The organism is Arthrobacter sp. Hb9-2 (assembly GCF_059091165.1).
Genome location: NZ_JBNHGJ010000033.1, coordinates 1 through 24,747, shown reverse-complemented (window position 1 = coordinate 24,747; position 24,747 = coordinate 1). Strand labels below are relative to the sequence as shown.

Genomic DNA, 24,747 nt, shown 5'->3' with positions numbered 1-24,747 from the left:
TCAAGCCCCCTTTGCCTTCAGCAGTTCACGTATTTCGTCAACGTCAATTCCCACGGTGGTCCATCCCGAAGCTTCCAGCCCTTCACGTTCGTCACCGTCGAATACCACGGCAAGGTGGTGGTCCGGCCAGGCGATTGAAACTGGCACGCCGTCCACTTCGTATCCGAGCTCCGGCAAAATATCCAGACCGGCAGTGGCAAGCTGCAACAGCAGCGTTTTTTCGAATTCAGTTGCCTGATCCAACAGTGGCTTCCACCCGGGTCCGACCTCATCCGCCATTTCCTGGCGCGCGACTTCTGCAGCAACCGAGCCGCCGGCGCTCACGTCGGAAGCTTCGGATCCGATGGTCAAACCTATGGGTTTGAATGCCAGGAGGTTCGAGAGCTGCAGCCAAAGACGCCAAGAGGCTTCGTGCGAAGAAGAAGCCAGTGCATCCTGCCGATCATCAAGGCAAAGGCCGACGGCGATCGTGGACAGGCTGTTAGGCGAGCCCGCGGCAGCAAAGCCGACGCTGCCGGATCTGCACGTCCAGGCGGTCACACTGCCGGTGGGCAGCGGTGGCTCTTCTCCACGGGCCAAAGCCACAGCATGCCCGTAAACAGCGTCCGCGTCCGAAGGCTGTGGCTTCTCCTGCATGAGCATCAGCGGCACCAGTTCCGAGAACTTGGTCCAGGCTTCAGGATCCGGCTTGTTGACCCACTGCCAGAGCATGCTCATGGCATCCCGCCCCAGCGCACCCATGATGGACGCGTCCACAGGGAACTTGGCCATCAGCTGTGCGTTCAGCTTGGCGTTTGCCCAGGACGGCAACGTAACCGGCGCCGACGGACCAGCTTCAAAGGCATTCACGTCCTCCCATGTGACGGCCCAAGGAATCACAGCCGAAGACAACTCCGAGGTGTGCCGAAGCTTGTCGCGCTTCTCGGCGTCGTCCGCGATCCGGTTGTGCTCCGGCGACGCGTGGAACGCGAAACCGTCGGTATAAATCGCCAGCACCGGAAAGTTCGGGTCCGGCGGCCCTTTCAGCAGGAAGTCCGGTCGGGTGCCGGCTACATCCACCTGCGGGAGAAGCTGCCACTGGAAGTCCTGCCCGGGAATGCGGAAGGTAACAGTGTCCGCAAGCGCATCTGGTGTGATCTTGGTGTGCGCGCCCACTGCTTTGAGGCGGTCCATCCAGGCTTTCCGGAAGCGCTTTTCCAGCAGTGATTCGATGGACGTTTCGGCGCTTGGCGCTTCTTCGGTTACGGTCCAGTCCGAGTACGACGGCGGGACCTCACCATCCGCGGCCTTCTGCCCCGAGCGCAGGAGGAGACCCAGCAGCCGCTCCGCACTTGCGCGGGCGACCTTGTCGATCTGCCATGGCTCGGCGTGCGGCAGGAGGCAGTGGTGGCAGGCAAGGCGTTCCTCGAACCGGCAGCTGCAGTCGCGCACAATCTCCCAGGCCGCGTACAGCAGCTCCCACACCCGCTTCGAATCTGCGAACTCTGCCAGGTATCCCGTGCCTCCGGGGACCTTGTCATGGAGCATGAGGGCGATCCGGCCACCGCCATGTGCGGGATCGTTGATCTTCAGCACCCCGAGGTGGTCAGGTGCGCCACCCAGGACTTTCTGGAGACCCATGAGCAGCGCGGCCTGAAGGCTCGGCACCGAGAAATCGTCACCGTAGGTGACGTCCAGCGGAAGGTGCAACACCACGCCCTGGGTATTGAGCTCGCGCGCCAGGACTACCTCCTTGATGCTCTCCTGGGTTTCCTTCCGGAACTTGCACCAGAACCGGTGCTCGTTCGGCCGGTTCTCTTTGGCCGACTGATCCAGCTGGCCGCAGTAAGAACACAGCCGGAACATTGGAGTCCGCACGTCGTCGCCGGCAATCGTCCGTACCCCGCCGTTGGACGCGGTCCGCCCGGTGTTGATCCACCGAATGTCTACCCGGTTGAAGTACTCCGCGCCGAACTCATAACCTTCCACGAACCAGCGCCGTTGCAGGTGCTGCTGGTCGATGTCAGCCGCGGCAGCGATCGTGAACCGTTCACGGACGCGGTTATCGCGCCGGTCGTTGATGGCGGCCTCGTCCCGTCGTACTTCGGCAGAGACTTTTTTCATGACCACGACGTCGAAGATCTGGCCCATGTCGGCGATTGCCGCCGTCGTACACCTGACGCAACTGGTGACGGGTGCGCTAGTGCTGACGTCGGTCTTGATCCAGCCGCACTTCGGGCACACCTGCCATTTCTGAACGTGGCTCTGCTGCGGCCCGAGGTCCACGGCATCGATCAGGATCTCCATGCCCTGGGCGTAAAACGTGGCGCCGGGGGCGAACTCGCTGAGCGCTATGGAGGCGCCGCGGTTGTACGTCACGGTGTCCGTGACGAACTCCTGCGTGTCGGCATCCTTCCAGGACAGCCCCACGTCCAGGCTCACGGAATCGTCCAGCAGGGTGTAGTTGGGCAGGACGCCGTACGCTTCCAATACGGAGATCCAGTAATCACCGCGGAGCTGCTTGAGCTGGTCCCCGATCATGCGGAGAGTCGCTTTGGCAGTGCGGAGGGCCTGAACTGCGTCAGAGGACTTGTCCTCCAACCGCTCCGCTTCTTTGGCTGCGGCCTCCAGCTCCGGCAGAGCCTTGTCGATTTCCTTGCGGCGGGCCTCCAACTCGTCGATGTCGGCTTTCCACTCCCCCGCCGCCCGGACCAGGTGACGGGCGAGACCGCTGGGCTCGCCGTCATCGTGCTCGGAGGCCCAGGCCATCAGCCGCTGGCGGCTCCCCTCGGAGACCTTTTCGCCGAATTGGCCAAGAAACTCAGCCAGGTACGTCTTTGCATTTGCTGTCGCGTCCTGGATCAGGTCGCCGATGAACGAGCCCGGTGCAACGCTTCCGAGCGCCTGGACCGCGTCACGCGGGTGCGGGCGGCCGGCGGTCCGGGCGAACCGGTCTGCCACGTGGGCGACATACTGGCGCCCCAAAATCTCCTCTGCGTCCAGATAGGTTGCAGGCGGACGGACCTCACCGTTAATGACAGACAGCGGGTCATGCAGCTTGGGCAGATGCTCGCCGCGGCCCCGGACGAACGCGAGGACCAGCGAGTTGCCAGTCAGGCGGCCTGCACGGCCGACGCGCTGCAGGTAGGAAGCGACCGAAGTAGGCAGCGAGGCAAGCATGACGCAGGAGAGGTCGCCGATGTCGATGCCCATCTCCAAAGTGGGCGTGGCCACCAGGACATTGGGAGCCTGCGGATTGTCGGATCCCGACTTGAACTGGGTCTCGTAGAGAATACGGGTCTTGTCGTCCAGGAGGGAGGTGTGCTCCCGGGCGACCACGCGTTTGCTTTCCCGCGAGGAGTAAAGGTCCCGGTAGAAGTTGCGGGAGTCGCCCGCCTGGCGTTCCAGCCTGCCGCTGCACCTGACCAGAGTGCAGGGGGCACCGTCGAGCTGGTCGATGACGGTCAGACTCCCGGGCGTCACGGCCTTGCAGACCTTGCACGCAAGGACATGGCGGCCGGATTCGAGGTCATCAACGGCGGGAACGGAGAGCATAATCTTTGCCGGATCCAGCCAGTAGACGTCAGCTCCGGAGTTTGTGCTGGTCTTGCCCAGTACACCGTCCTCTTCCAGAGCGGTGACCAGAGCCCTGGAAAGGTAGCCGCTGTCCGACGGCGCGACGCCCAGGCAACGCTCCGTCCACCGCGAGTACCAGGAAGTCGACGGCGTGACGGCGTCGAGGTTGTCCGTCGCTGCATCCGCTCGGCCAATCCGCGGGAACGCCGGCGCGGGTCGCCCGGACGGGAAAGCAGGCATACCTTCGCCTTTGGGCCGGCCTCCCCAGATCTGCCACCGCTTGCCCTCAGTGGCGATGTAGCCCCTGAGCCACTCGTGATTGATGCCGCCCTGAAGGCGGACGCGCTCCACGGTGCCGCGGATCCACTGCAGCAACTGCCGGTCGGTAGGCGGAGTGTCTACCACCATCGTCTGGTGCTGGGCGGACTCGTACGCCCGGCGGGCGACGGCGAGCATGCGCGTGGCGCTGCCCGCGTCCGTCTCGACGGCGAGAGAGCCGGTCAGCTCCAGCGTCCGCCCCGTGCGGGACTGCAGGCCGAGCTCCAGGAGGGCGTCGAACTGCAGGCGGCGCCTGGCGAACCGACGTCCTCGCGCCTGATCTGCCGGTGTAGCTTTCGGGTTCCAGAACTGCTTGAAACTCTGGCGGTCAACATATTCAGGGGCAACCAGCTGATAACGCTCCGCCGGCGATTTCGCATCGGCGATGGCAGCGTCGACAACCTCTGCGAGTGTCGCCGTCTTCTCACCCAGTGCACGCCGCAGTGCGGTGCGGAGCGTCATGGTGTGGGAGCGCGACTGGACATAACCGGCCCGATGGGCCGCGTCCTGCACGCTGTCGGTGAAGACCAGAGCCTTCTTCTCTCCCTCGTCCAGGCCCTCTGCACCGAAGAGGTTGGAGATGCTCACGGAGAGCATCGTGGCGATGGCACTACCCATAAAGGCGATGCCTTCCTTTGCCAGGCAGGAAGGGCAGACGTCCCGCTTGGACTGGTCGTCCGCGTCCTGTCCGGTGAGCATCAGCACGGGAATGACCCGGCCTTCGGCCAGGTCCGCGCTATCGGCGGCGGGAGGAGTCTTGGAAAGTCCCCGGTTGACAGTGTGCAGCCAATGCAGTCCCTGGACCTGCTCCGCACCGTCCTGACGGAACTCGATGATGTCTGCCTCGGCGGCGGCGGAGATCAGAGTTCTGAACCTTGGGTTATTCGCCAGGCGCGCCTCGCGGATTTTGGAGTCGTCCAGCTCCAGATCCATGCCCGTCGGCGCCAATACTGCTGCCCAGCCAGACCGTCCGCAGTGCCGGCAGTAAACAGCGGGGAGAAACATGTCGTTCGACTGGTCAACACCGTCGTCCGACCAGCGGAACCGCGGCACCGTATCCACGGCTGCATCCACCCGTGACATTTCACGGATCCAGAGGTGGGTTTCGACAGTCAGTGCTTCGCGGCCATGGCGTGCGCGGACGTGACTGAGCAGCGCAATGACATGAGATAAGAATTCTTCGGCGTCAGGAGCGCTGACGCCCTCGGGCAGGGCATGCGCCGGGAAGATTGTCCGTGACAGTCTGGCGAGCTCGACGGCGTCTGTTGCGTGGTCGAGGAGGGCTGCGGTGAGCGGATGCCTACGCATCGCGTCCAGCAGGTCCCCGGGCCGCTGCTCGAAGAGCGCGTCAAGAATTGGTTCAACCACGGTTTCCGGTCCGGCACCCGCTTCCCGCAGTGCCGCTACCTTCGCATTCGTCTCAGACATGCTCAGAGCTACGGCGTGCAGATCCTGCGCCTGGGCAGTGCCTGAGCCGAGGGCGGACCAGTCTTCCGGCCGCAGCCTGGACTCGGTGACAACGGCCTCGTAGGGGAAAACTTCGCCGAAGACAGTCTCAGCGAACCGAAGCATCGCCTCGGCGTCACCCTTGCTGCCAAGCGTGGCGGACGTGGCGACGGGAGTTACGCGGCCGAGCGGGCGGGCCCGGTCCTCCTCCGTCAGCCCCTGCGGATGGTCTGCCAGGTCTTCGGGCCAGTAGCTCTTCAGCGACAGCCCGAGCCGGCGCAGCAGCATGGCGACATCAGTTCCCTGGGCACCGTCGTAGGTGTGGAATTCATCCAGAACCACATACTGCAGACTGGTCGCGGACTTCTGCCAGAGAGGCGCGTCCTCTTGGCGGAGGAGGAGCATGTCCAGCATTTTGTAGTTGGTGAGCAGGATGTCCGGCGGGTCCTCCCGAAAGACCTGCCGGTCGTTGATGAGACCATCCCTGGAGACTTGGGTGCGATTCGTGTCTTGCTGCCCGGTGTAGATCCCGGCACTGATCCCGGAGAGTTCGGCGTAGGTGGTCAGCATTTCGGCCAGGCGCTTGGCCTGGTCATTGGCCAGCGCATTCATCGGATAGAGGATGAGCGCCTTCATGCCCGTGACGCCATCACGTTTTGCCCGCAGGACATGATCCAGAATGGGGTACAGGAACGCCTCGGTCTTACCGGATCCCGTGCCCGTCGTGACAAGGGTGGGCTCGGGGCGTCGACTGGCCCTGACACCCTTGCTGTCGACGGCCTTGCTGCTCAGCCGCTGAAACGCCCGGGCCTGATGACCGTAGGGCTCGAACCCCTCGTACCAGTCCAGGCAGTCCCGCCAACCAGATTCGGCCGTTTCGAATGGCAATCGCAAACGAACGTACCCGCCCTTGAAGAGACCCTGATCTGGGTCTGCGAGGAAATCCTTGATTGCAGTTTGCGCATTGCCGTCAGTCAGAGCAAAGGTCGTAGCCAGATAGTCAGAGAGACCTCTGCGCAGGTCGCCAGCTTGAGTGGTAGGCAGCAGTTCCGACACTAGGAGTCTTCCTCCAGCATGCTCGAGAAGTGCACATAAGCCTTGCGCATATCTTCTTCCCGATCGAAGCTTTGGAATGGGGGTTGGAACACGTAATTGATACCGCTCTGCGGGTGCGTCCAGGTTCGTTCCTCAGTAGTAAGTTCATAAGCCGAACTCTTGTAGATCTTGTTCATATCGCCAGGGACTTTGCGCCCATTTGCGTCGTACAGATCATTCTTGTCGTATCCTCGGAGGACAGAAAACTGCGTTCTATATACTGTTGTAAGTTCTTCTGCTGAAAGCCCAAATTCGATCGCGATGATGGCATCGATCTCTACAGCAGCCTGGCGGCGAGCCGCAGCGGTTCTAAGGGGGACAGCGGTCGACCACTCCTTTTGGTCCAGCGCCAGAGTCGAATCCGCTCCCATCACATTTTGGGACCATGAGTCATTTCGCCATTCATCCGAAAATAGCTCTTGGTAGAGCGATTCAAACTGTCTGGTCAAACAGGACAGTCTAGTAATCCTGAGCAGTAATTGCTCACTAAAAATGGGGTTAATAATGGCAGGAAACTCTTCAACAAAGCTAGGCGTTAGGTTCGCTATACCAGCAACCTTTGCAATGAAATCCAGGGATAAACTTGACCATGCCGCCGCCTGCAAAACAAGAACTCTATTGCTGGCATCCGGACTCCCAATGCTTCGGACACCCTCTACATGTTTGGCACCTAATGGAAGTAGGGCTGTGTGCAGAGTTCGAGCTCCTGTTGTTGAAGCCATCTTTCGCCAACCAATACGAGTGCACATCCAGGTTGGTATGGAGCGCTTATCGCCGTCAATCCAATGATCATATGCCGCAATATACTTTTCTGGATCGCCAGTCGGCTGATAACTACTTCGCGGAATAAAGTCAGCTGGCAACGCCTCTAGGTCAATCTCGGTCCAGTCAAGATTGTTCTTCATCGTGGGGTTCGGCTGCTTTGCGAACGGGTTGGCTACGGTGAAGTGTGGGCCCTGCAGTATGAGGTCATCCCAACAGTCGGGAACGGCGGATCCGACCTCGAAGTAGCCGCTCTTTCGGCCCGTCGTCTCATTCCAGCCCGACGAGTACTGAAGGCCTAGCCCTCGCACCCTTGGAGATTTACTTAATTTATCGAGAACTCTCGAGCTGGCACGATTGACGGGATATAGCATGCGTGCACACACAGGCGGCGTCCCTGGCTCATCGAGAACGTCCGCCCAGACCGCTAGAATGGACTCGTCGACGTCGATGATCCTCTCAGCGTGAGGACGGGTATCCCAATTGCCAGTGGCATCTTTAAGCCCAGGGACCTCTCCAGACCCATCATGAACCTCGGACCGCGCTACAGTCTCTGGATGATAGAGCGAAGCAGCCATCTTAAACTGGGGCGATTCTTGTCGAGCTCCATAAACGTGAACTCCATAAGTTACATGGTGGTCGATCTCAAATAGTGACAGTTCGTTAATGAACTGCCAGTGCCTACGGAGGCGGCGGTAGGTTTCCGCGCGCAGATGCGCTGCCTTCTTCTCAGTGAAATGCGACTCCGGGTGAAGCAGGGCAACGATGCCCTGCGTCGACACCGATCTCCAAGTGCGCTCCATGAAGGAGCGGTACAAGTCCGGGCGCAATCCCGAAACAATTGGAAAAGTGGCAGTCGAGGTGAGAACGGCACGCATAGCCGCGATGCCCGCAGCCTGTTCAGTCATGAAATCAAGCTGGGTTGCGTTGGCTTTGGCTTCACTCTTCTTGGCTGCCTTAGCTGCCTGAGTCTGCTTGTCGTTCAGCAGCCACCACGGATCGAACTCCGCATAGATCGCGTTTTCGTCCCAGTCGGGGCGCACCCATGGTGGGTTCCCGACCTGGAGGTCAAAGCCCCCTCGTCCGAAGATCGACGCGAAGTCCAATTCCCAATGGAAAAAACCCTGTTCGCCGGCGACTGTCTCGCAAACATCGAGCCACGGGTGCTCCGTTTTGACTGTGACAACCGGCTTCACCTGGGATGTGCTGAGGTCAAATGATTCAATCGCTTCAAGCTGCCCCCAAGACGCCATCGAGAGCACGGACGTCTGGCCTTCAATCAGCCCATACTTCCGAGAAGTTTTGTTTCGAGAGCCCTCGATTCCGAGAATTCCTTCGAGCCCGGAAATCCATGCCTCGAGCGTTGGCGGCTGGACTCCATCGGTCGTGCGTTTCGTCAACGGCCAGAACCACAGCGCATTCCAGGCGTCCATTACTCGGCGAAGGCGCTGGTAGGAGCCGTCTTGATCGTTGAGCGACTGCTCGATCTGCTCGCGGCTGACCGCTTGGGTTTCGGCAGGCTCGATCACCGAATTCGCCTCATCGACTAACGGTTCAGGCTTGCCGAAGTAGTCAATCTTCCGGCGCGCCTCGGCCTCAGCGACTTGCAGGCGACGGAGCGTCAACTTCCACAACGATTCTACGCGGCTGCCCAACGCGACCAGGCGATCCAGCTGGGTCTTGCTCGGCTTTGTCTTGACCTTGGTCCGCCAAGCCTTAAGTTCCCCCTGTGCTTCAGTGGCCAGGTCTTTGACCTCCTGGGCGTCGGCGGCTGCGCCCCATCCTTCGGCTGGCAACAAGAAGTGGTGGATACGACCGACGACATTCGGGTCGTCGGTGTCGTCCTCTATAGCACCAACCAGACCTGTGAGCGGCGTCTCGGCGGGCTCGGACTTCAGCCATGTCTTGTCGTTCACGGACTGACGGGAATATGTCGCCCTTCGCGAACCGATGAGTGAGTTTCCCCGCCGCAATCGCAGCCCGAACCACGGAGCCTGGAGGTCCCTCACCATTGTGTCCAACCAGAGCGATACTTCGGCGAGCTCCACCGCCGTCGAATTTAGGTCAACCCCATGGACCTGATGCAGGGCGATCTGTGCTTTTACCTTCTGCAGTTCCTGCGGATATTCATCCGCCGGGATCTGGTGATCGAGTTCCTTCTGCTTGCGCTTCAGATACTCATCCGCAAGCTGACGGACCGCTTCGATAGCGAACGCGCCGGAACCCAGTGCTGGCTCGCAGACGGTGAGCTTCAGAATGTCGTCCGCCGTGGTGGTGATACCGTCCTGATCCAGCAGCTCCTCGAGGGCTTGCGAGACGACGAACTTCGTCAGTACCTCCGGGGTGTAATAGGAGGCAGACTGCTGACGCTCGCGGCCGGCGAGACGGAAGACGAACGAGCCGGTCTCGTGGAGAACTGGCTTTTTCTCTCCTGTCCGTTCGTCCTCGAACTTGACGAAGTGCTTCGCATCGATGGACTCGGAGCGGTCTACCGGGACCACCCAGGAACCCTTCTCCGGGTTGCCGTCCTTCGCCACCTCGTAAAGGGGCTCTGCGGCGATGAAGCCGGTGTAGGACATCAGGCCTTCATAGACGGCGCCGAGCTGGTTGATGCCCAGTTCTGCGTAGGAGATGAATCCGCGGTCCTTTCCGCGGACCTCTTTGCTCAGCAGCAGGTGCTGCAGGACGCGCTGAAGTTCGGAGTTACTCAGCTTCGCATCGTTGATGAGGGACGTGGCTTGTTCTTGGAAAAGGTCGGCCTTCAGCGGCTGGAAGACGAGTCCTTCGTTGTCTCCGGTAGGGTCCTCGGTGACCGATGATCCAGGCCGGGGCTTGTGTCCGCCGTCGACGAGCCGGAACAGCCGCTCCAGCGATTCGTAGATGTGTGTGCCGCGCTGCGATTCCTGTGACTGGATGTTTACGAGCGTCAGTTCCCGGAGCCGGTCCAGGCCGTACCCCTCGTTGTATTCGCCTGCCCCAATGGGAAGCACCCCCATCTCCGGTGAAGCCTCTGCGTACAGCAGGAACAGGATGCGGTAGAGGAACCGCAGGGATTGTCTCGCCAGGACCTGCCCGTCGACGTCGTCTACCGGAAGGCCACGCGAGGCCCGCCTCTTGAGCACGTCGTTGGCGATGACTTCGATGGACCGGCGGATGCCCTCACGCAGGTCCTGGGAGACACCGACGGTGTGTTTGACGGATGCCTCCAGGACGTCATCCCACCAGATGGATCCGTCAGGAGTTGGCATCAGTGAGTCGCGGCCAAAGATGGCAAGGAAACGGTCGGATTCAGAATGCTTCTTGGTGTCGTTCCGGTCGGCAACCAGCAGGGCGTCGGCAGCAAGATAGCGGCCCTCGGCCCAGCGCTCCTGCTCTGTCAGCACCAGCCAGCGCCCCGCCATGACGACGACGTACTTGGGCGAGCGTTCCGCAAGGTAAATTTCCGAGACGACCTTGGCCAGCGTCAGGGACGGCATCTCCTTGCCGTCGACGAGCACGCGTCCGAGCGGCTTTACCGATGACAATACATCTTCAGCAGCGTCGGCTGTACCCGCCTCAAGAAATACGACGTCGGCATTGTCCGTCGTCCACACGCCAGGAACCAGCGTCTCGGTGCCGCTGCGCTCAAAGGTGACTGCCGCCGTCGTACCTTTGAACCCGAGCGCGGTGCGCAGGAGGGCGTATGCCTCAGGTGCGCCTGCCGGGTCCTCGGCCAGCCCGGCGAGCAGGACCTGCAGCCGGCCGCGGACTTCGGAGAATCGGGACAGCGTGGTGGCGTGGCCTTCCTTGGCCTGTTCGTCCCAGGACTTCCGGAGTTTGATGACTTCCGCTTGGAAGGACTCTTTGGTGGAATCCGTGGTGAAGAAGTGTTCGCTGATCCAGTCTTCACCGACAACGATCGAATCAAAGGACGGCATTACTGGTCAGCACCTTCCGGTACGGCGGTAGGGGTATTGCGGGGAACGACGATCAGAAGCGCGCGGACCAGGCGCTGGGCCGGAGCGAGCGACTCCGCGATGAGCTGCTCCTCAGTGACCCGCTCCCGCTGCTTCCTGACCTCGGCCCGCTGAGTGAGTTCGAAAGACAGCTGGGTCCAGCCCGTAGCGCGGTCAGTCCATGCCTGCAGACGTTGCTCGGCTGCCGCGGCCGCGGACTCGAACGTCATCTGCATTGTCTGCCTGGCGCTCTCCACCGCCCGTGGAAGGAGGGCCTGCAGACCGTCCAGGCTGACCGGGCCGGGATTGGTTGCCTTTTTATGGACGCCGATAGCTGCCAGGTGGTCGCCCAGGTCCTCGAGAGGCTGGTCCATGCAGAAGTTGGGATTGCTTGGGTCGGGGAATTCGACGGCGATGAAGGCCTTGGACACGACCTGCCCACGGCGGTTCATGAGCGTGCCCATGAGGAGAACCTGGGGGGCCTCGACGTCGCCGCGAACGGCGAGCACTTCGCTGCGTGACATTGACCCCAGAGCACGGTCGCTGGCCCAGTCCAGGACGGGGTGAAGCGGGCCGAGGTAGTGGGCTTCGGGCCAGCTCATGTCGTCAGATTCGCGCGCACGGTCCAGCTCGCGAGTGCCGGCTTCCACAGTGGTGGCGAGCTTGAGGCGTTCGGTGACTTTGCGCTCTGAGAGGTACTCCTGGGGAAGGTAGCCGAGCCGGTGCTGGAGGTCTGGCGGCGGGTTCAACTCGGCGAGGCCGTGCCCTGCGTGGACGTTCCAGCCGAGTTTCTTCTGGGGTTCGCCAAAGGCCTCGTTCAGCGCTTCCTCGAGGAAGTCCAGGTCCGTGGCGTACAGGCCTGATGGCTTCTCCACCGGTACGTCATCGCTTGGTCCGTCCTGTTTGAGGGCTTCAAAGTCCAGGAAGTCCCAGACGTCGCCTGACTCCGGGTCCGGGTCTGGCTCGCCGACGGTGGATTCGAACTCCTTCTTGCCGAGAAGGACATCCAGGATGGCGTCCTCCTCCTGCTTGACGCTGTACTTCCCCATGAGGGAGGCAACGTCATTCAGCACGGCGTGGGCTTCGTGCTCCCGCTCCATCAGCCGGGTGAGCACCTTGATGTCGCCCGAGAAGCGGGTGTTACTCGGGTTCAGCAGAAGGGTGGTGATCTGGGGCTTGTGGCGCTGGCCGAAGCGGTCGATGCGGCCGTTGCGCTGCTCGATCCGAATAAGGCTCCACGGAATATCGAAATGGATCAGCTGGTGGCATTCGGCGTGCAGGTTGACACCTTCGGAAGCTACATCACCCGTTACCAAAACCCGGAGCGGGCTGTTGCTGCGCTTGAACTGGTCCACGATGTTCTGCTGCTCGACGTCGCTGAGACCGCCATGGAGGAGACCGACGTTTTCGGGCTTGAGGCCGAGGGCTTTGGGCAGGGCCTCCCGTAGCCACTTGAGCGTGGCGACGCGTTCGGCAAAGACGACGGCTCTCACTGGGGATCCTTTGCCGACACCTATCTTCTTCAGGTAAGCGACAAGTTCGTTGTATTTGCCTGATTCGCCGGTGTTGGCGTTTTCGGCGAGCTGGCGGAGGCGCCCCAGCGCCTCCGTCTCTTTCGCTTCGTTGGGGGCATCGGCGTCGAGCTTTTTCAGGCGCTCGGTCACTGTTTCCAGCAACGCGGCTGGGCTGGAGAGGAAAGCCTTGGCGAGCGTCCAGGAGAACAGGGACCCGTTCTGTCCTGAGTAGGGGGACGGACGACCTTTGGGGTATAGCCAGGTGTCGGAGAGCTCCTCGGCGACTGCATTCTCAGCTGCCGACGCGGCGACGAGCCGGTTGTCCGGTTCCTCCCTCTCGGCCCAGTCTGCGCCGACTTCTTGTGCGACCTCGGGACTGTGGCGATGACGCCGGATGATGAGGTTCTCCACCTGCTTGGGATCAAAGGCCCCGTCAGGGCGGACGACCGTGGGGTCGAGGAGCCGGAGAAGCTCGGCGAAGGACTCGTTGCGGCCGTTGTGCGGGGTAGCCGAGGCGAGGATCAGGGCCTCCGTGTTGGGGGCGAGGATGCGGGCGAGCTCGTTGTTAAGCGTTCCGGTGTTGGTGAGGTTGTGGGACTCATCAATGACGACGGCGTCCCAGTTCAGTTTGCCCAGATGAGCGCGGTAGCGGGCGCTCTTGAGGGTGTCGATGGAGATGATGGCGCGCCTGTAATAGGTGAAGGGGTTGCGCGTGGCCGGCAGTTTTTGGCGGACCTTCTGGATGCCGGCGGAGTCGAGGCGCACGAACGGGAGGGCGAAGCGGCACCAGAGTTCGTGCTGCATCTGCTCCAAGACGTGGCGGGGCGTGACCACCAGGATGCGCTCGCCGCGGCCGCGCTTGACCAGCTCGCTGAGGATCATACCGATCTCGAGAGTCTTGCCGAGGCCGACGGCGTCTGCGATGAGGATGCGAGGCCGTATGTTCTTGGTGTCCAGGGCTTTGGCCACGGCGAGCTGCTGGTACTTCAGGTTTCTTGAGAGCATCTGAGTTGACACCGTGAGGTGCTCCGCAGACTGCGGTGTGGGCGTCTTGCGCAGCGTGGTTTCCAGGAAGAGGCGTGCCTTGCGGTAGTTCGGGGTGTCATCCGCGACGACCTTGGACTTGGCGGGGTCCACGACCTCGATGTCGTCAAGGGCGGAGTAGAAGGCAGCTGCTGTGTCTCTTACTAGCTCGCTCAACCCCTGGACCCTGATGAGCGTTCCGTCGACGGACTTCTCGAGGCTGGTGACCAGCCACTCCTCATCACGGACGTGGACCACCGAACCGGGTGCGACGTTGAGTTCCCGGTTTTCGGCTGTAACTGTCAAGACCTGCTCCTGTGCTTGCTGCTTCCCCATACCGACTCGGAAGGCGGTGCCGAGTCCTCAAGACATTATGTCTGCCGAGGGGAAGACTCACGACATCCTGCAGCAACTGCAAACTCCGGGAGGAACGGGACCATAAGGTGAATACAGCCTCCGCCACCTAACGATGGTGACATTTAGAACGCCAGGAATTCACTGGGGGCTTCCGTAATGTAGCTTTGGTCGAAGTGGCATCACCCCGTGCGCCACTGTAGTTCGTAGCTCAACCGCGAAACAAAGAAAGACGGACTGAAGTGGCCACCCGTACAAAGTCTGACCAACACAAACTCTTGCGACTTAATGCCATTGAGAAGTGGGCGAAGAACGGAGTCCTTATTGGGCGAGAACGGACACCACTGGAACAAGAATTCTTAGAAAAAGTCAAGGGAACAGATAACGCCTTTTTTCACCCCATTGCTCTAGGACAGGCGGACGACTTCGAATTCCACAGAGAAGTTTCTTACTTGCTAGATGCATTTGATCAGCTTCCCGCACGACCTGACGTGGCCTTCGATTCAATCTTTAAGGCATTGGAATCAACCATCAAGCGACTGCATCCGGCAAACGATTTCACGCTCTCGCTTCGTTATGCCGCGCAAAGGAGCACTACCCTATCATCCATCGTTACTATGTTGCTTTCGAATGTTCCCATGCAGTCGTGCGACTTCTTGTACAAGCGGCTCAACCACAATCTTAGCAACTGGCGCACCCAACCAAAGGCAAAAAAGGACAAGAATCAAGTCCTCGTGCGCTTCAGGGAAGCTAAGAATGACTCTATTGACAGCTTTGTTGACGCGTTGGAAGTGCGGTCCGCTGATAGAGACGCAGGAAATCGTCGAAAACAAGCCGCCTTCATCCGCAAGGTACTAAATGGCCATGAGATAGCTGGCTCACTGCACCCCAACTTTAAATTAGACGACGAAGCGAAGGCCCACACGGTGCTTTCCGGTTTGCTATATACCGCAAGGAACCACCGCTTCCACGGGGAATCCTTTTCGCCTTTTGTAAGCAGTACGGCAACGCTCAAGACTTATGTTCATCCGCAATTCCTTGTCTTGACGGCATATTCGAGCATGATGGCTTTGTGGCAGGAGGATCCTGCCAGAAAGAGCCTTCTCATCGGTGGTGATCCCGAACTCAATCTTAGAAATAACCTGGACCTTGCAAAAGGACTATTCGGGAGTAACTGGAATGCGTGATCCCTGTTGAGAAGTTCCTATTGGCCCGCGGCCTGCTGGCTGCTGGCTGCTGGCTGTCCCCTACTGGGTCAGGTACAGCGCCAGAAAGCTAGTAGGAGCATGCCGGGAGGCCGGTAACCCGGTATTTTTGCGGCTAACGTGCCCCTGAGTTGGGCAACACTTAGCTGCACCAAGATCTGGAAGGCATGAAAGTGGGCGGTCTGATGTATATACCGCCCACTTTCATGCTTGTAAGAATCACGACCCGAAGGTTCCTAGTAGGCGGCTAGCCTGGAAGGGAAATTCCAGGCAACCGACCTCCCAAAAACGCTGAATCATGTTAGCCGCGTTATCACCGAACAGGTAGCGCTTGAGGTGCTCAAGATCATCCGTGCCGTCTCTGTCATCCTCCAAAATCTTACGTATATCGTCATCCGAGGAACCGCTCGCAATCTGCTCCGCGCTTGCGGTCAAGACCCTCAAACGGCTTTTGAAGTGAGTTGATAGATTCGATTGATCTCCCTCTAGTGCGAAAGAGATCTCGTCGTCTCGCAAATTTGTGATGATGGCGGGATCCAGGAGAATAGCTAATCTATATCGCTTCCACCCACCCTCCATCCAAACGGCTCCATCTTTTATCCAGCCAGCGTCCCCTGGACCAAAGGACAATTGAGCATCGCCCAAATGCATCCCGCCCAAAGCCCGGAGCACCATGGGAAAAGTCAACTCGCGTCGCCGTTCTGCAGAAACCGACAAAACCCAGCGTGCCCAAAGAGGACTTTCAGATGGAAGCTCCTGGACACTCTCCTCTAGAAAGCTGAACACCCGGGACCACCGCTCATCCCGTGTGTCAACCGCCCCTTTTTCCCTACCAGAAATCCCGCGACTATATATCGTCCCCATGAAGCTTATGAAATGTACAAGGTGAGCCTTATGGAGCGCCGATTCCATCCTTCCCCCAATGTCACTAAGCCTCATCAGGTGATCAGCCAAAGATTGCCCGTCATGCATATACCCAGTTCCGAAGCCGAAGAGTGTGATACCAGATTTCCGCAGCTCAGGCCAAAGCGGCAGATTGTATGCAGTTTCGCTATCAGGGCCAATACGAGTTACCGCAGTTCGATCTACAGATCGCAAACGAGATTCTGCAGCCACCCAGTCTTCTATTTCTCCAAGCCGTCCCTCATCTGCTGCCTGAGCCAGCAGCATTAGCGCATCTTCTACAGTTGAGACACCAAGAGCAGAGTAGTGGCTTGTCGCCGCCTCAAAGCAGGCCCTGACCACCCAGCTCGCATGAGCGCCAAACGTACGGTCGGCCGGCATAGCTTCAGCTGCGCTCCGCAACACGGAGGAGAGACTACGCGATGTTGGTTCTGAAGCGAATACACCAAGATCCTTGAGAAGGCGCCAACCACTATGATCTGAATCGATTCCGGAGAAGTACTCCCAGATCTCCTTGGAATCGTTGATTGGGCTGTAATGGACTTTCATCGTTTCGTCATCGCGCTCGCCGTAGCGAATGGTCAAAACAACGCTCGGAGATTCCAGCAGAGTATGCAGCCTCTGTTGCCAGACGGGTGCAGATTCGAGATTTTGCTTCGTGTCCCGGAATCGTCTACCGGCCAACTCACCCACTAGGGCACTTGGGGGAAACTCGTAAACGCGATCACCTAGCACCTCGACTAGATCTTCATTACCCTCTTCTCCAACGAGTTTCACGAGCACTTCTAGTGTTGGTTCGTCAGCAACTCGCAGGATTGCAGCAAGGTGCGCGCGGCGTACTTCGAGATTGGGTTCAATCCGTGCGAGAGCCCTGATTTTGTTCACCCAAGTGGCTGGAGCACCCGACGTGGTGTCCAACACAGCACGACTAAGAATAGGACCTGCCACGTCATCATTTATCTTGTGGAACTCGCGTACTTCATCTTGCACAGGACCATCTAGCAATTCCGCAGCTGTTCGGGCAAGTGGGGCGGCATAACGAGGCTGAGAAAAAGCTGAACTGTCGAGAAGTATTTCCAAAGCAAGCAGTGAACCTAGTTTTGTCACCTTCTCCAGTGGTCCACTGTTGTTCAGTTCAGAGCACAGCAGCGGTATATCAGCGCGCAAGTGCTCCCGATCAGAAAATATATGCCCGACGACAAAAAGAAATACGTTTCGCCAGTAAGGGTTTGGAGCAATCTCGGCCAACGCAGGCAAAATTTCAGCCTCAGGCTGACTAGCTCTAAACGCGCCAGCCATAAATTCCTGCAGGCTGCGAATTTCAAATCCGATTCTATCCGCTTGCAGTACCGCCAGAAAGACCAAGCGATCGGTAACTAATCGCATGAATTCAACCAGCAATCGGGCGACCTTCTCCGGCGGATGTCCGATGTATTCGAGTCGGGAACGAATTATTTCTTCAAATTCTTCACGATCAATCGTCGCCGATGTCTCACCAGCCTCCGCACCACGACGCTGAAGAACATCTCCTATATAGCGATGCAGATAGTCAACATCTCCCTGAAAGTCGCGCAAAAGCAGGGAAAGCTCGCTATTTTTTTCCAGCTCACGCTGCGTAATCACATAGTAGTACTGAGAAAATAAGCGCCACCGGTCCCTCGGCACCTGTCCGCTAGTCTCTACAAGTACCGTCAAAATGGTAACCTGCAGGGGCGAGGTGAACAGTTTTCTGGTACTTTCCTCCGCACTAGCTTTCTTAAGTCGAGCATAGATGGCATCCATTTGCGCCATGTCACCGCCAGTACGCACGGCAATGAAGCCCTTGGCATAATCAAGGGCCGTGGTAAGAGAAAGACTGCTCAGGGTCAGATGCGAATAAGCATGCGGACTAAACTCTTCCCCATAGCCTTGCGGACGAGTAGTGGCAACAATCGTCACATCCGCATCTACAGCTTTAACTTCAAAATGAAAGTTCTGAATGCATTCTAGGACCTGTGCCCGATTACTACTATTCGGCACTTCATCGAGGCCATCTAAGATCAAAATCCAGGGATACTCTTCCAGCCATCGTCGCATCCGGGCCATCGATACCGTCACTGATGCCTTCTCTGACAGTTGTTTCGCCATATAGTCCAGGAGGCTGGAGGCATTATTGTTAGATAAAGAATCAGCCAAATCGGTCAAAATTATGCGGAATGGCCAACGTCTTGCTCTAGGATCCTGAAGGCCTATGCTACGTGCACGCGCCTTCACTGCTCGAAGGCCTGACGCTATTGCCTGGTCGTCTTCAAGCGGTGAACCCTCAAGGAACTTAGCACGGTAAAGCTGGGCGAGAAACTGGGTGATGGTACTTTTCCCTTGGCCAGGACCACCAATAAGCACTGCTTTCCGATGCGCTTCAACTCCTACGGAAGGAACACCCGAGCTGGTGTCAAAACGAGTAATCAACTCGTCTACAACATGTCGCTGATTTCCTTGCCCCTTAAGTGCACCGCCCTCCTGATCTCCATCGATAGGAATTGGTATGTATGAGGGGGACGCAGCTAACGGCAAGTCGACGAATGTATCGCCAATGGTTATTTGCTGATCGCGTACGGTGCCAGTTTGCGAAAGTTTCAGATAAGTGTCATCGCGAAAGCTGCGGGCCGCATGGGTTGCCAAAGCATGAGAAAAATCCTTCTCTTCATCGTTTATACGATCAATCAGCTGGGCGATAACGTCACCAGTTGTTAAGAGTGCGGCGTATGCCGCTCTTATAGAGCTCGAATCATTAAGAAGCGCGCGAATGTCGTCGTAGTCCCAAATGCGGAAATCGAGAATCGGCAGGCCGTTTTTCTCGATTTGCTCTGACACAAATACTTTGATGGCATCCTTCCCACTTTCTGGGGCTGGAGATAACCGCACATTTGTTGTAAAAAGGACGTATTTGGGTTTGCGTAACCGTTTTGTATCGGGAGCCGACCATTCTTCCAGTTCTTTCTTTAGCTCACCCTTCAACCAACTAAGATTTTGAGCAACCCCGGTAGGATGGAGATGCATCTTTGACTGCAAAACTCCGTAACCGTCCCACAAAGACTGGCTGCCTAATCCGGCTGTTTGCCCTTCCCACGTCCCTTCGCGCCCGCCATCTGGTCCGTCTCCAAAGGCAGCCACTGTCCCGCCCAAATATTTCACAGCCAGTGACTGTGATAGATGTTCGAACTGGCGCGTGCTTAGGGCGTTCAAGTTGTAGTCCACGGATATAGCATGCCAGGAACTTTCTCAAGAATCGCACTGAACGCCCCCCTGCTTCACCAATTCTGCACGCGCGATGACAAGCAATCTCTGATAATGCTGTGAGCCAGACGGACGATCGGAAACGAGAGTGAGCAAGGTTTCTTCGGAAGTTAACGGTCCGCATTCAATTGGCCAGCCCCTTGCGCCGGCCACTGCCGGTAACTCAGGGGTGCGGTGCCTGCGGAACCGAGGCGAAGGTGTCCCCTGGCCCAGCTCAAACCCCTTGTTGCTGCTGTGCGCTGCCCGATGGCTGCCGGGAGCAGGACGACTCGAGGACAACCGCGTCACCGGACTCAAGGACGTCTACAAACTTGGTCCGCGTTTTAGCGCCAGGAAGGTCCGCTTCAACTCCCCCCGTCGTCACCAAAGTCGGGGTTCAACTGCTGGTTGTCGCAGTGCTGCATACGTAATGAAACAAGATTTACGCGGCAACCGTCAGGAAGATCTTTTGGGTCTCACCCGGCCGGTGAAGGTTACCAATGGAACGCGGAAATGCTCGCTGTTTGCTGAGCCAACGGCGAAGTAGCGGACCAGAATGGACGGCCCGATTGATACTTTAGGTACGGCTGATTTCGTCGGAAAATACCCGAGGTTCTGAGCGTTCCAGAGATTCGACACGCAGCTGAGTGGTCCGCTGCCAGCGGTTCATCCGGCACCCCGCCGCAATGAACGCCACGAGTCCAAACGTACCTAGTAGCTGAGGACGGGAGTCCTCAGCGATGAAGCCCACCGCGAAGATAGCGCCGAGGATAACCAGCCCAACAACTGTGAGCCACGGGAAGCCGGCATCCGCAGCGGAAGCGTCGTTCCGTCACGGTCGGCCCGGATGCGCAGCGCAAGCTGAGCCAAGAGCGCGGACGTCCACACCAACAGGCAGGTGGACCCCACGATGTTGAGCAGGACCGGAAGGGCCATCTCGGGGAACATCAGCTCCAGCACCACCGTGACAACGCCGAAGGCGACACTGGCCAGGACTGCAACAACAGGCACCCGCGCCAAAGACACAGAAGCAAGAAAGCGGGGTGCTTCACCCCGCTCGGCGAGGGAGTACGCCATCCGGGAGGCGCCGTAGAGGTTGGCGTTGAGCGCGGAGAGCAATGCTGCAACGGCCACCAGGGTGATGGCGGTGGCTGCGCCCGGCATGCCGGCGGCCTCCAGAACCGCGGCGAAGGGGCTCTTCAGCCCTTCAGAACCGACAGGAACTACGGCCGCGATGATGAAAATGGCACCGATGTAGAACACCAGGATGCGCCACAGCACCGTCCGCACGGCCTTCTTCACGCTGCGGGCTGGCTCGGCGGTTTCGGCTGCGGCCACGGACACAATCTCGGTGTCGCCGAACGCAAATGCCACCACGAACAGTGCCGTAGCAATCCCGGCGAAACCGCTCGGGGCAAAGCCTTCACCCATGAAGTTGGACAGGCCCGGCGACTGGACGCCCGGCAGCCAGCCGAAGAGCAGGGCAGCGCCGACAGCCAGGAACGCGACGATTGCCGCCACCTTCAGCAACGCAAACCAGAACTCGAATTCGCCGAAGTTCTTCACGCTCGTCAGGTTCACGGCGGTGAGCACCACGATGAACACGAAGGCCATCAGCCACACCGGCAGGGCCGGGAATATGGTGGCCAGCAGGCCTGCGGCACCGAGCGCTTCGGCGGCGATGACCACCACCAGCTGGATCCACCAAAGCCAGCCCACGGTGGCGCCGGCCACCGGTCCGTAGGCCTTGGCGGTGTAGACGGAGAATGCACCGCTGTCCGGGTTGGCGGCGGCCATCTCGCCGAGCGCCCACATCACCAGGATGATGAGGGTGCCGGCCACGAGGTAGGAGATCAGCACGGCCGGGCCGGCAGCCTGGATGCCCGCGCCGGAGCCGATGAAGAGGCCCGCGCCGATCGCGCTGCCCAGGCCCATCATGGTGAGCTGGCGGGGTTTGAGGGCCGCGCCGAGGGCGCGGTCAGACGTCGTTATCTGTTGTTCCATAGGGATTCCTCTGGTTGTAGGTGGAACGGAGTTGGGGAAAGGTCAGAAAGGGGTTACGCCGGGTTGGCTGCGAGGAGCCGCAGCACCCGGTCGTTGGAAGCGGGATCGGCCACGGTTATCCGCACGCCGTCGCCCTGGTACGCCCGCACCATAACGCCCGCACGATCGAACGCGTCCACCAGCGCCGCCAGGAGAGCAGCATCCGCGCGGATCCACAGGAAGTTGCCCTGGCTCGGCTGGAGCTTCCAGCCCCGGGCAGCCAGCTCCCGAGACATCCGTGCACGCTCCTGCTTCACTGCGGAGACCCGGGATTCCATCTCCTCCCCCGCGTCCAGCGACGCGATGGCCGCCTTCTGCGCCAGCGCGCTCACGGCGAACGGCAGGGCGGTGCGGCGCAGACCGTCGGCGATTGCCGCCGTCGTAATGGCATACCCAACGCGCAGGCCGGCGAGCCCGTAGGCCTTGGAGAAGGTGCGCAGGATGCAGACGTTCGGGTACCGGCGGTAGAGCGCCAGGGAATCGGGGCCTCTACCGGCGTCGGCGTACTCCACGTAGGCCTCGTCGATCACCACCAGGACCTCGGAGCGGACGGACTGCAGGAAGGCCTCGAGGCGGTCGTGGCTGATCGGCACGCCAGTGGGGTTGTTGGGCGTGCACAGCAGGATGACTTTGGTGCGGTCGGTGACGGCGGCGGCCATGGCGTCGAGGTCGTGGCCATCGGCGGCATCCAGCGGGACGCGGACCGGCCGGGCACCTGCCAGCTCCACCAGGATCGGGTAGGCCTCGAAGGAGCGCCATGCGAAAACCACCTCGTCCCCGGCGTCGCACAGTCCGGTGATGATCTGCTGCAGGACGCCCACGCTGCCGGGCCCCACCGCCACCTCCTCCGCGGTGACGCCCAAGTGCCGGGCGATCCGTTCACGGAGTTCGACGGCGGAGGCGCTTCAGCTGGAAGGACGCCTGATCGATCAATATCGGTTCCAATTTTGGAATGGCTGATCGCCGCCATCCGTAGACGGCATGGTTGGCAACTCTAATGCGCCATCACCCATAGGCTGTGTCTATGGTTTCCGCACCCGAAGAATTGGCCGACTGGGTCATGTTGCATGCGCGAAGTGAAGCAATCGATGGCCACGGTTTCAACACAAAAATCTCCAAATGGAACGAGCGCGTAGGCGCGCTAAAGGGTTCTCCTCTCGTCAGTGAGGACGGAGGATTAGAAACTGGATTGATCAGCAGAGGCGGTCTCTTCCAGCTCGCTCGCCAGGCGCGAGAGGACGAAACCGGGCATGGAGCATGTCATCTCTTCTGGCAATCTCTTGCCTGGGGAACTGGAAACAGTCACCGCAATACGCCCGGGCGAATCAAATCGGTTTCATCAGACGAAGAGCAGACAGCTGCCCTACTACACGTCTCAGCGCGCTTGGCGGTGACAAGCCCGGAACAAGCCTTTCTCAAACTTCAACCAAACCGACCAGCACTCAAGTCTTGGGGGCCCAACTTCTTTACTAAGTACTTGTACTTCGCTGGAGGCGGAGCCATTGATCACCCCAGTCTCATCGTCGATGCCCGAGTACTCGCTACTCATGCCGAGATAACTGGGAAACCTGTTTTGCGTCCCCGGTACACGAATTACTCCGTGAACACGTATTCGGCCGCGTGCTCCGTTATGCGCACTTGGGCCGTAGAGCTTTCTTCGCCGGAACGCACAGTGGGCGCAGACGAGGTTGAGCGCTGGGCTTTCGAGGCTGGCAAGGAGTGGAGGAAGCGTCGGTAGTTTCACGATGGGTGTAGGGAGGGTCGGCGCGAGATCCGCACAGGACCTTACGGTTTCACCTTTTCGATGGACCAGTGGGTTTCCGTCGGCTTTCGGCTCTCGAATCGTGCATTCGGCATCAGAGCATGCAACTGAAGCCGCTTTAGTTCATCCCTGTAGCGCGGAAGCCCGAGCCACCGTCTCCTAATGCATCATTTGGCGCACATTCGGTTCAGGAAGGATTGTGTAGTGCAGCCTCGTCTTCGTCACCTCGTGCCTGGGAAGCAGAGATACCTTCAACGGTTTTAAGGGGTCCACGTGCATTCTCGAGTACATGTGCGTTCGTGTACTCACCGCGCGCCCGATTGATATTTAGGTCAGTTACTAATGCCGATACCAGCGAATCGTATGCTGTCCTAAGTGCTTCAAGCGCGGCAGCTTCAATAGCTTCGTCCTCCTGCAACTCAAACAGGCTTCCCCAATCCGGGTCCCACGGCTTCGCTGCTTTCCAACTTACGCGGCGTCGGTATGGGCTGCTTCTAATCAGAGCATCGGCTCCCCACTGGCCGAAGGGAACAAAGCACTGTTTCATAAACAGCTCATAAGCCGAGGTAACTGGAGGGCTGAATAGGGGTGCAGCGACGTAAAAGGAAGCATCCAGGCGCCTTTTGAGGGAGATTACCTCCAACGGTGTCATATCCCGCCAGGCACCGATGAACATCATGTACGTCATCAGCCGATTGAGGTCGGGCATTATCTCGCGGTAATAGTCCATTCGCGCCTTAAGCAGAAGTTCGCTGCGTGACTGTCGGCGAGTAAGCGTCCACCCGAAAATCGCGACTATGATAGGCGTAGCCGCTGCACTAATCGCGCTGACGACGTCCGTCCAGTTCACTTCTGACATTGCTACATGATGGGGTGCCCTGGTCACGGAAGCAACCCGGCTGCTGCCTTGGGGCTGCCCTTGGCACACCTTGAGCAGTTATCGGCTACTACACGACCGCAGGTTTCGTCCCGAGCAAGAGGTCACGCACCGCAATCTGTTGGCGCCGCTCGTTACAGCCGCCGCTGCCGGAACATCGGGAACTGCTCCCGCACCCGGTCCACCGTCTCCAGCGAGACCTCCACCATCCGAACACCAGCAGCCAGCCCAAGGTCAGCCTCAACCATCCCCATGGGGTCCACCAGCACGCTCCGCCCGACCGACACCGGCGGGGCCTGGCACACGCCGGCCACGTACACGCTGTTCTCGATCGCGCGAGCCGCGTTCAGCGCGAGCCACTGCTCCGTCTTATACTCACCCGGCACCCAGGACGAGCAGACCAGCAAAACCTGCGCGCCGGCGTCGGCCAGTGACCTGGCCATTTCCGGGAACCGCAGGTCGTAGCAGGTCATCAGCCCGAACCGCACTCCCCCGCGCTCGAACACCACTGGCTCAAGGGACTCACCTGGCTTGATGAACTCGGACTCCCCGAAGCCCTGCGCGTCGAAAAGGTGGATCTTCCGGTAGAAAGCCAGCCGGCCGCCGTCGGGCCCGAACGCCGCCAGTGTGTTGTACGCCCGGCCCGGCTCGTCCGAAGTCTCCACCACACCCGCCACCAGCGCAATGCGGTGGCGGCGGG

The 24,747-nt window shown here is 59.5% G+C and carries 8 protein-coding genes and 2 pseudogenes; 2 read left to right on the top strand and 8 right to left on the bottom strand.

The annotated features are described in order from the left end of the window. The 3 genes from AC5RV1_RS16855 to AC5RV1_RS16845 all read right to left on the bottom strand — a co-directional run bounded on the left by AC5RV1_RS16855 (window position 1) and on the right by AC5RV1_RS16845 (window position 13,954). The gene (locus AC5RV1_RS16855) at window positions 1-6,207 is read right to left on the bottom strand and encodes a DEAD/DEAH box helicase (protein WP_493995345.1); all 6,207 of its coding nucleotides are present in this window, start codon (window positions 6,205-6,207) and stop codon (window positions 1-3) included. A gap of 167 nt (window positions 6,208-6,374) precedes the next feature. Then, complete coding sequence (locus AC5RV1_RS16850) at window positions 6,375-11,093, bottom strand: DNA methyltransferase (protein WP_493995344.1); 4,719 nt, start codon at window positions 11,091-11,093, stop codon at window positions 6,375-6,377. Continuing rightward, window positions 11,093-13,954 carry a helicase-related protein gene (locus tag AC5RV1_RS16845; RefSeq protein ID WP_493995343.1) on the bottom strand — a complete coding sequence of 954 codons (2,862 nt, stop codon included), beginning with the start codon at window positions 13,952-13,954 and terminating at the stop codon, window positions 11,093-11,095. Before AC5RV1_RS16845 ends, AC5RV1_RS16850 begins: the two co-directional genes overlap by 1 nt. 290 nt (window positions 13,955-14,244) lie before the next feature. On the opposite strand from AC5RV1_RS16845, the gene AC5RV1_RS16840 reads away from it, so the two are divergent. After that, the gene (locus tag AC5RV1_RS16840; protein ID WP_493995342.1) at window positions 14,245-15,189 is read left to right on the top strand and encodes a hypothetical protein; all 945 of its coding nucleotides are present in this window, start codon (window positions 14,245-14,247) and stop codon (window positions 15,187-15,189) included. A 237-nt stretch (window positions 15,190-15,426) separates the two neighbouring features. Here the strand turns inward: AC5RV1_RS16840 and AC5RV1_RS16835 are convergent, their stop codons facing one another. The 3 genes and pseudogenes from AC5RV1_RS16835 to AC5RV1_RS16825 all read right to left on the bottom strand — a co-directional run. Then, window positions 15,427-19,347 (bottom strand): NACHT domain-containing protein, encoded by a 3,921-nt coding sequence (locus tag AC5RV1_RS16835; protein ID WP_493995341.1) that lies wholly within the window; start codon window positions 19,345-19,347, stop codon window positions 15,427-15,429. 595 nt (window positions 19,348-19,942) lie between these two features. Continuing rightward, a pseudogene (locus AC5RV1_RS16830) lies at window positions 19,943-21,369 on the bottom strand (amino acid permease). Window positions 21,370-21,422: 53 nt separating this feature from the next. After that, a pseudogene (locus tag AC5RV1_RS16825) lies at window positions 21,423-22,307 on the bottom strand (histidinol-phosphate transaminase); the annotation flags it as partial. Between the two features lie 125 nt (window positions 22,308-22,432). Between AC5RV1_RS16825 and AC5RV1_RS16820 the strand changes: the two are divergent. Beyond that, a complete protein-coding gene (locus tag AC5RV1_RS16820; RefSeq protein WP_493995340.1) occupies window positions 22,433-23,146 on the top strand; it encodes an 8-oxoguanine DNA glycosylase OGG fold protein in 714 nt (237 codons plus the stop codon). Between the two features lie 211 nt (window positions 23,147-23,357). Here AC5RV1_RS16820 and AC5RV1_RS16815 read toward each other — a convergent pair whose 3' ends face one another. Then, entirely contained in the window at window positions 23,358-23,900 is a 543-nt protein-coding gene (locus AC5RV1_RS16815) for a hypothetical protein (RefSeq protein WP_493995339.1), read from the bottom strand. A 281-nt stretch (window positions 23,901-24,181) separates the two neighbouring features. Next, a partial coding sequence (locus tag AC5RV1_RS16810; RefSeq protein ID WP_493995338.1) for a nitrilase-related carbon-nitrogen hydrolase occupies window positions 24,182-24,747 on the bottom strand: 566 nt, incomplete at its 5' end.

Coding starts and splice junctions, on each gene's coding strand:
- AC5RV1_RS16850 (WP_493995344.1), bottom strand. CDS start 11,093: ATGCCGTCCTTTGATTCGATCGTTGTCGGTGAAGACTGGATCAGCGAA.
- AC5RV1_RS16820 (WP_493995340.1), top strand. CDS start 22,433: ATGGTTTCCGCACCCGAAGAATTGGCCGACTGGGTCATGTTGCATGCG.
- AC5RV1_RS16815 (WP_493995339.1), bottom strand. CDS start 23,900: ATGGACTATTACCGCGAGATAATGCCCGACCTCAATCGGCTGATGACG.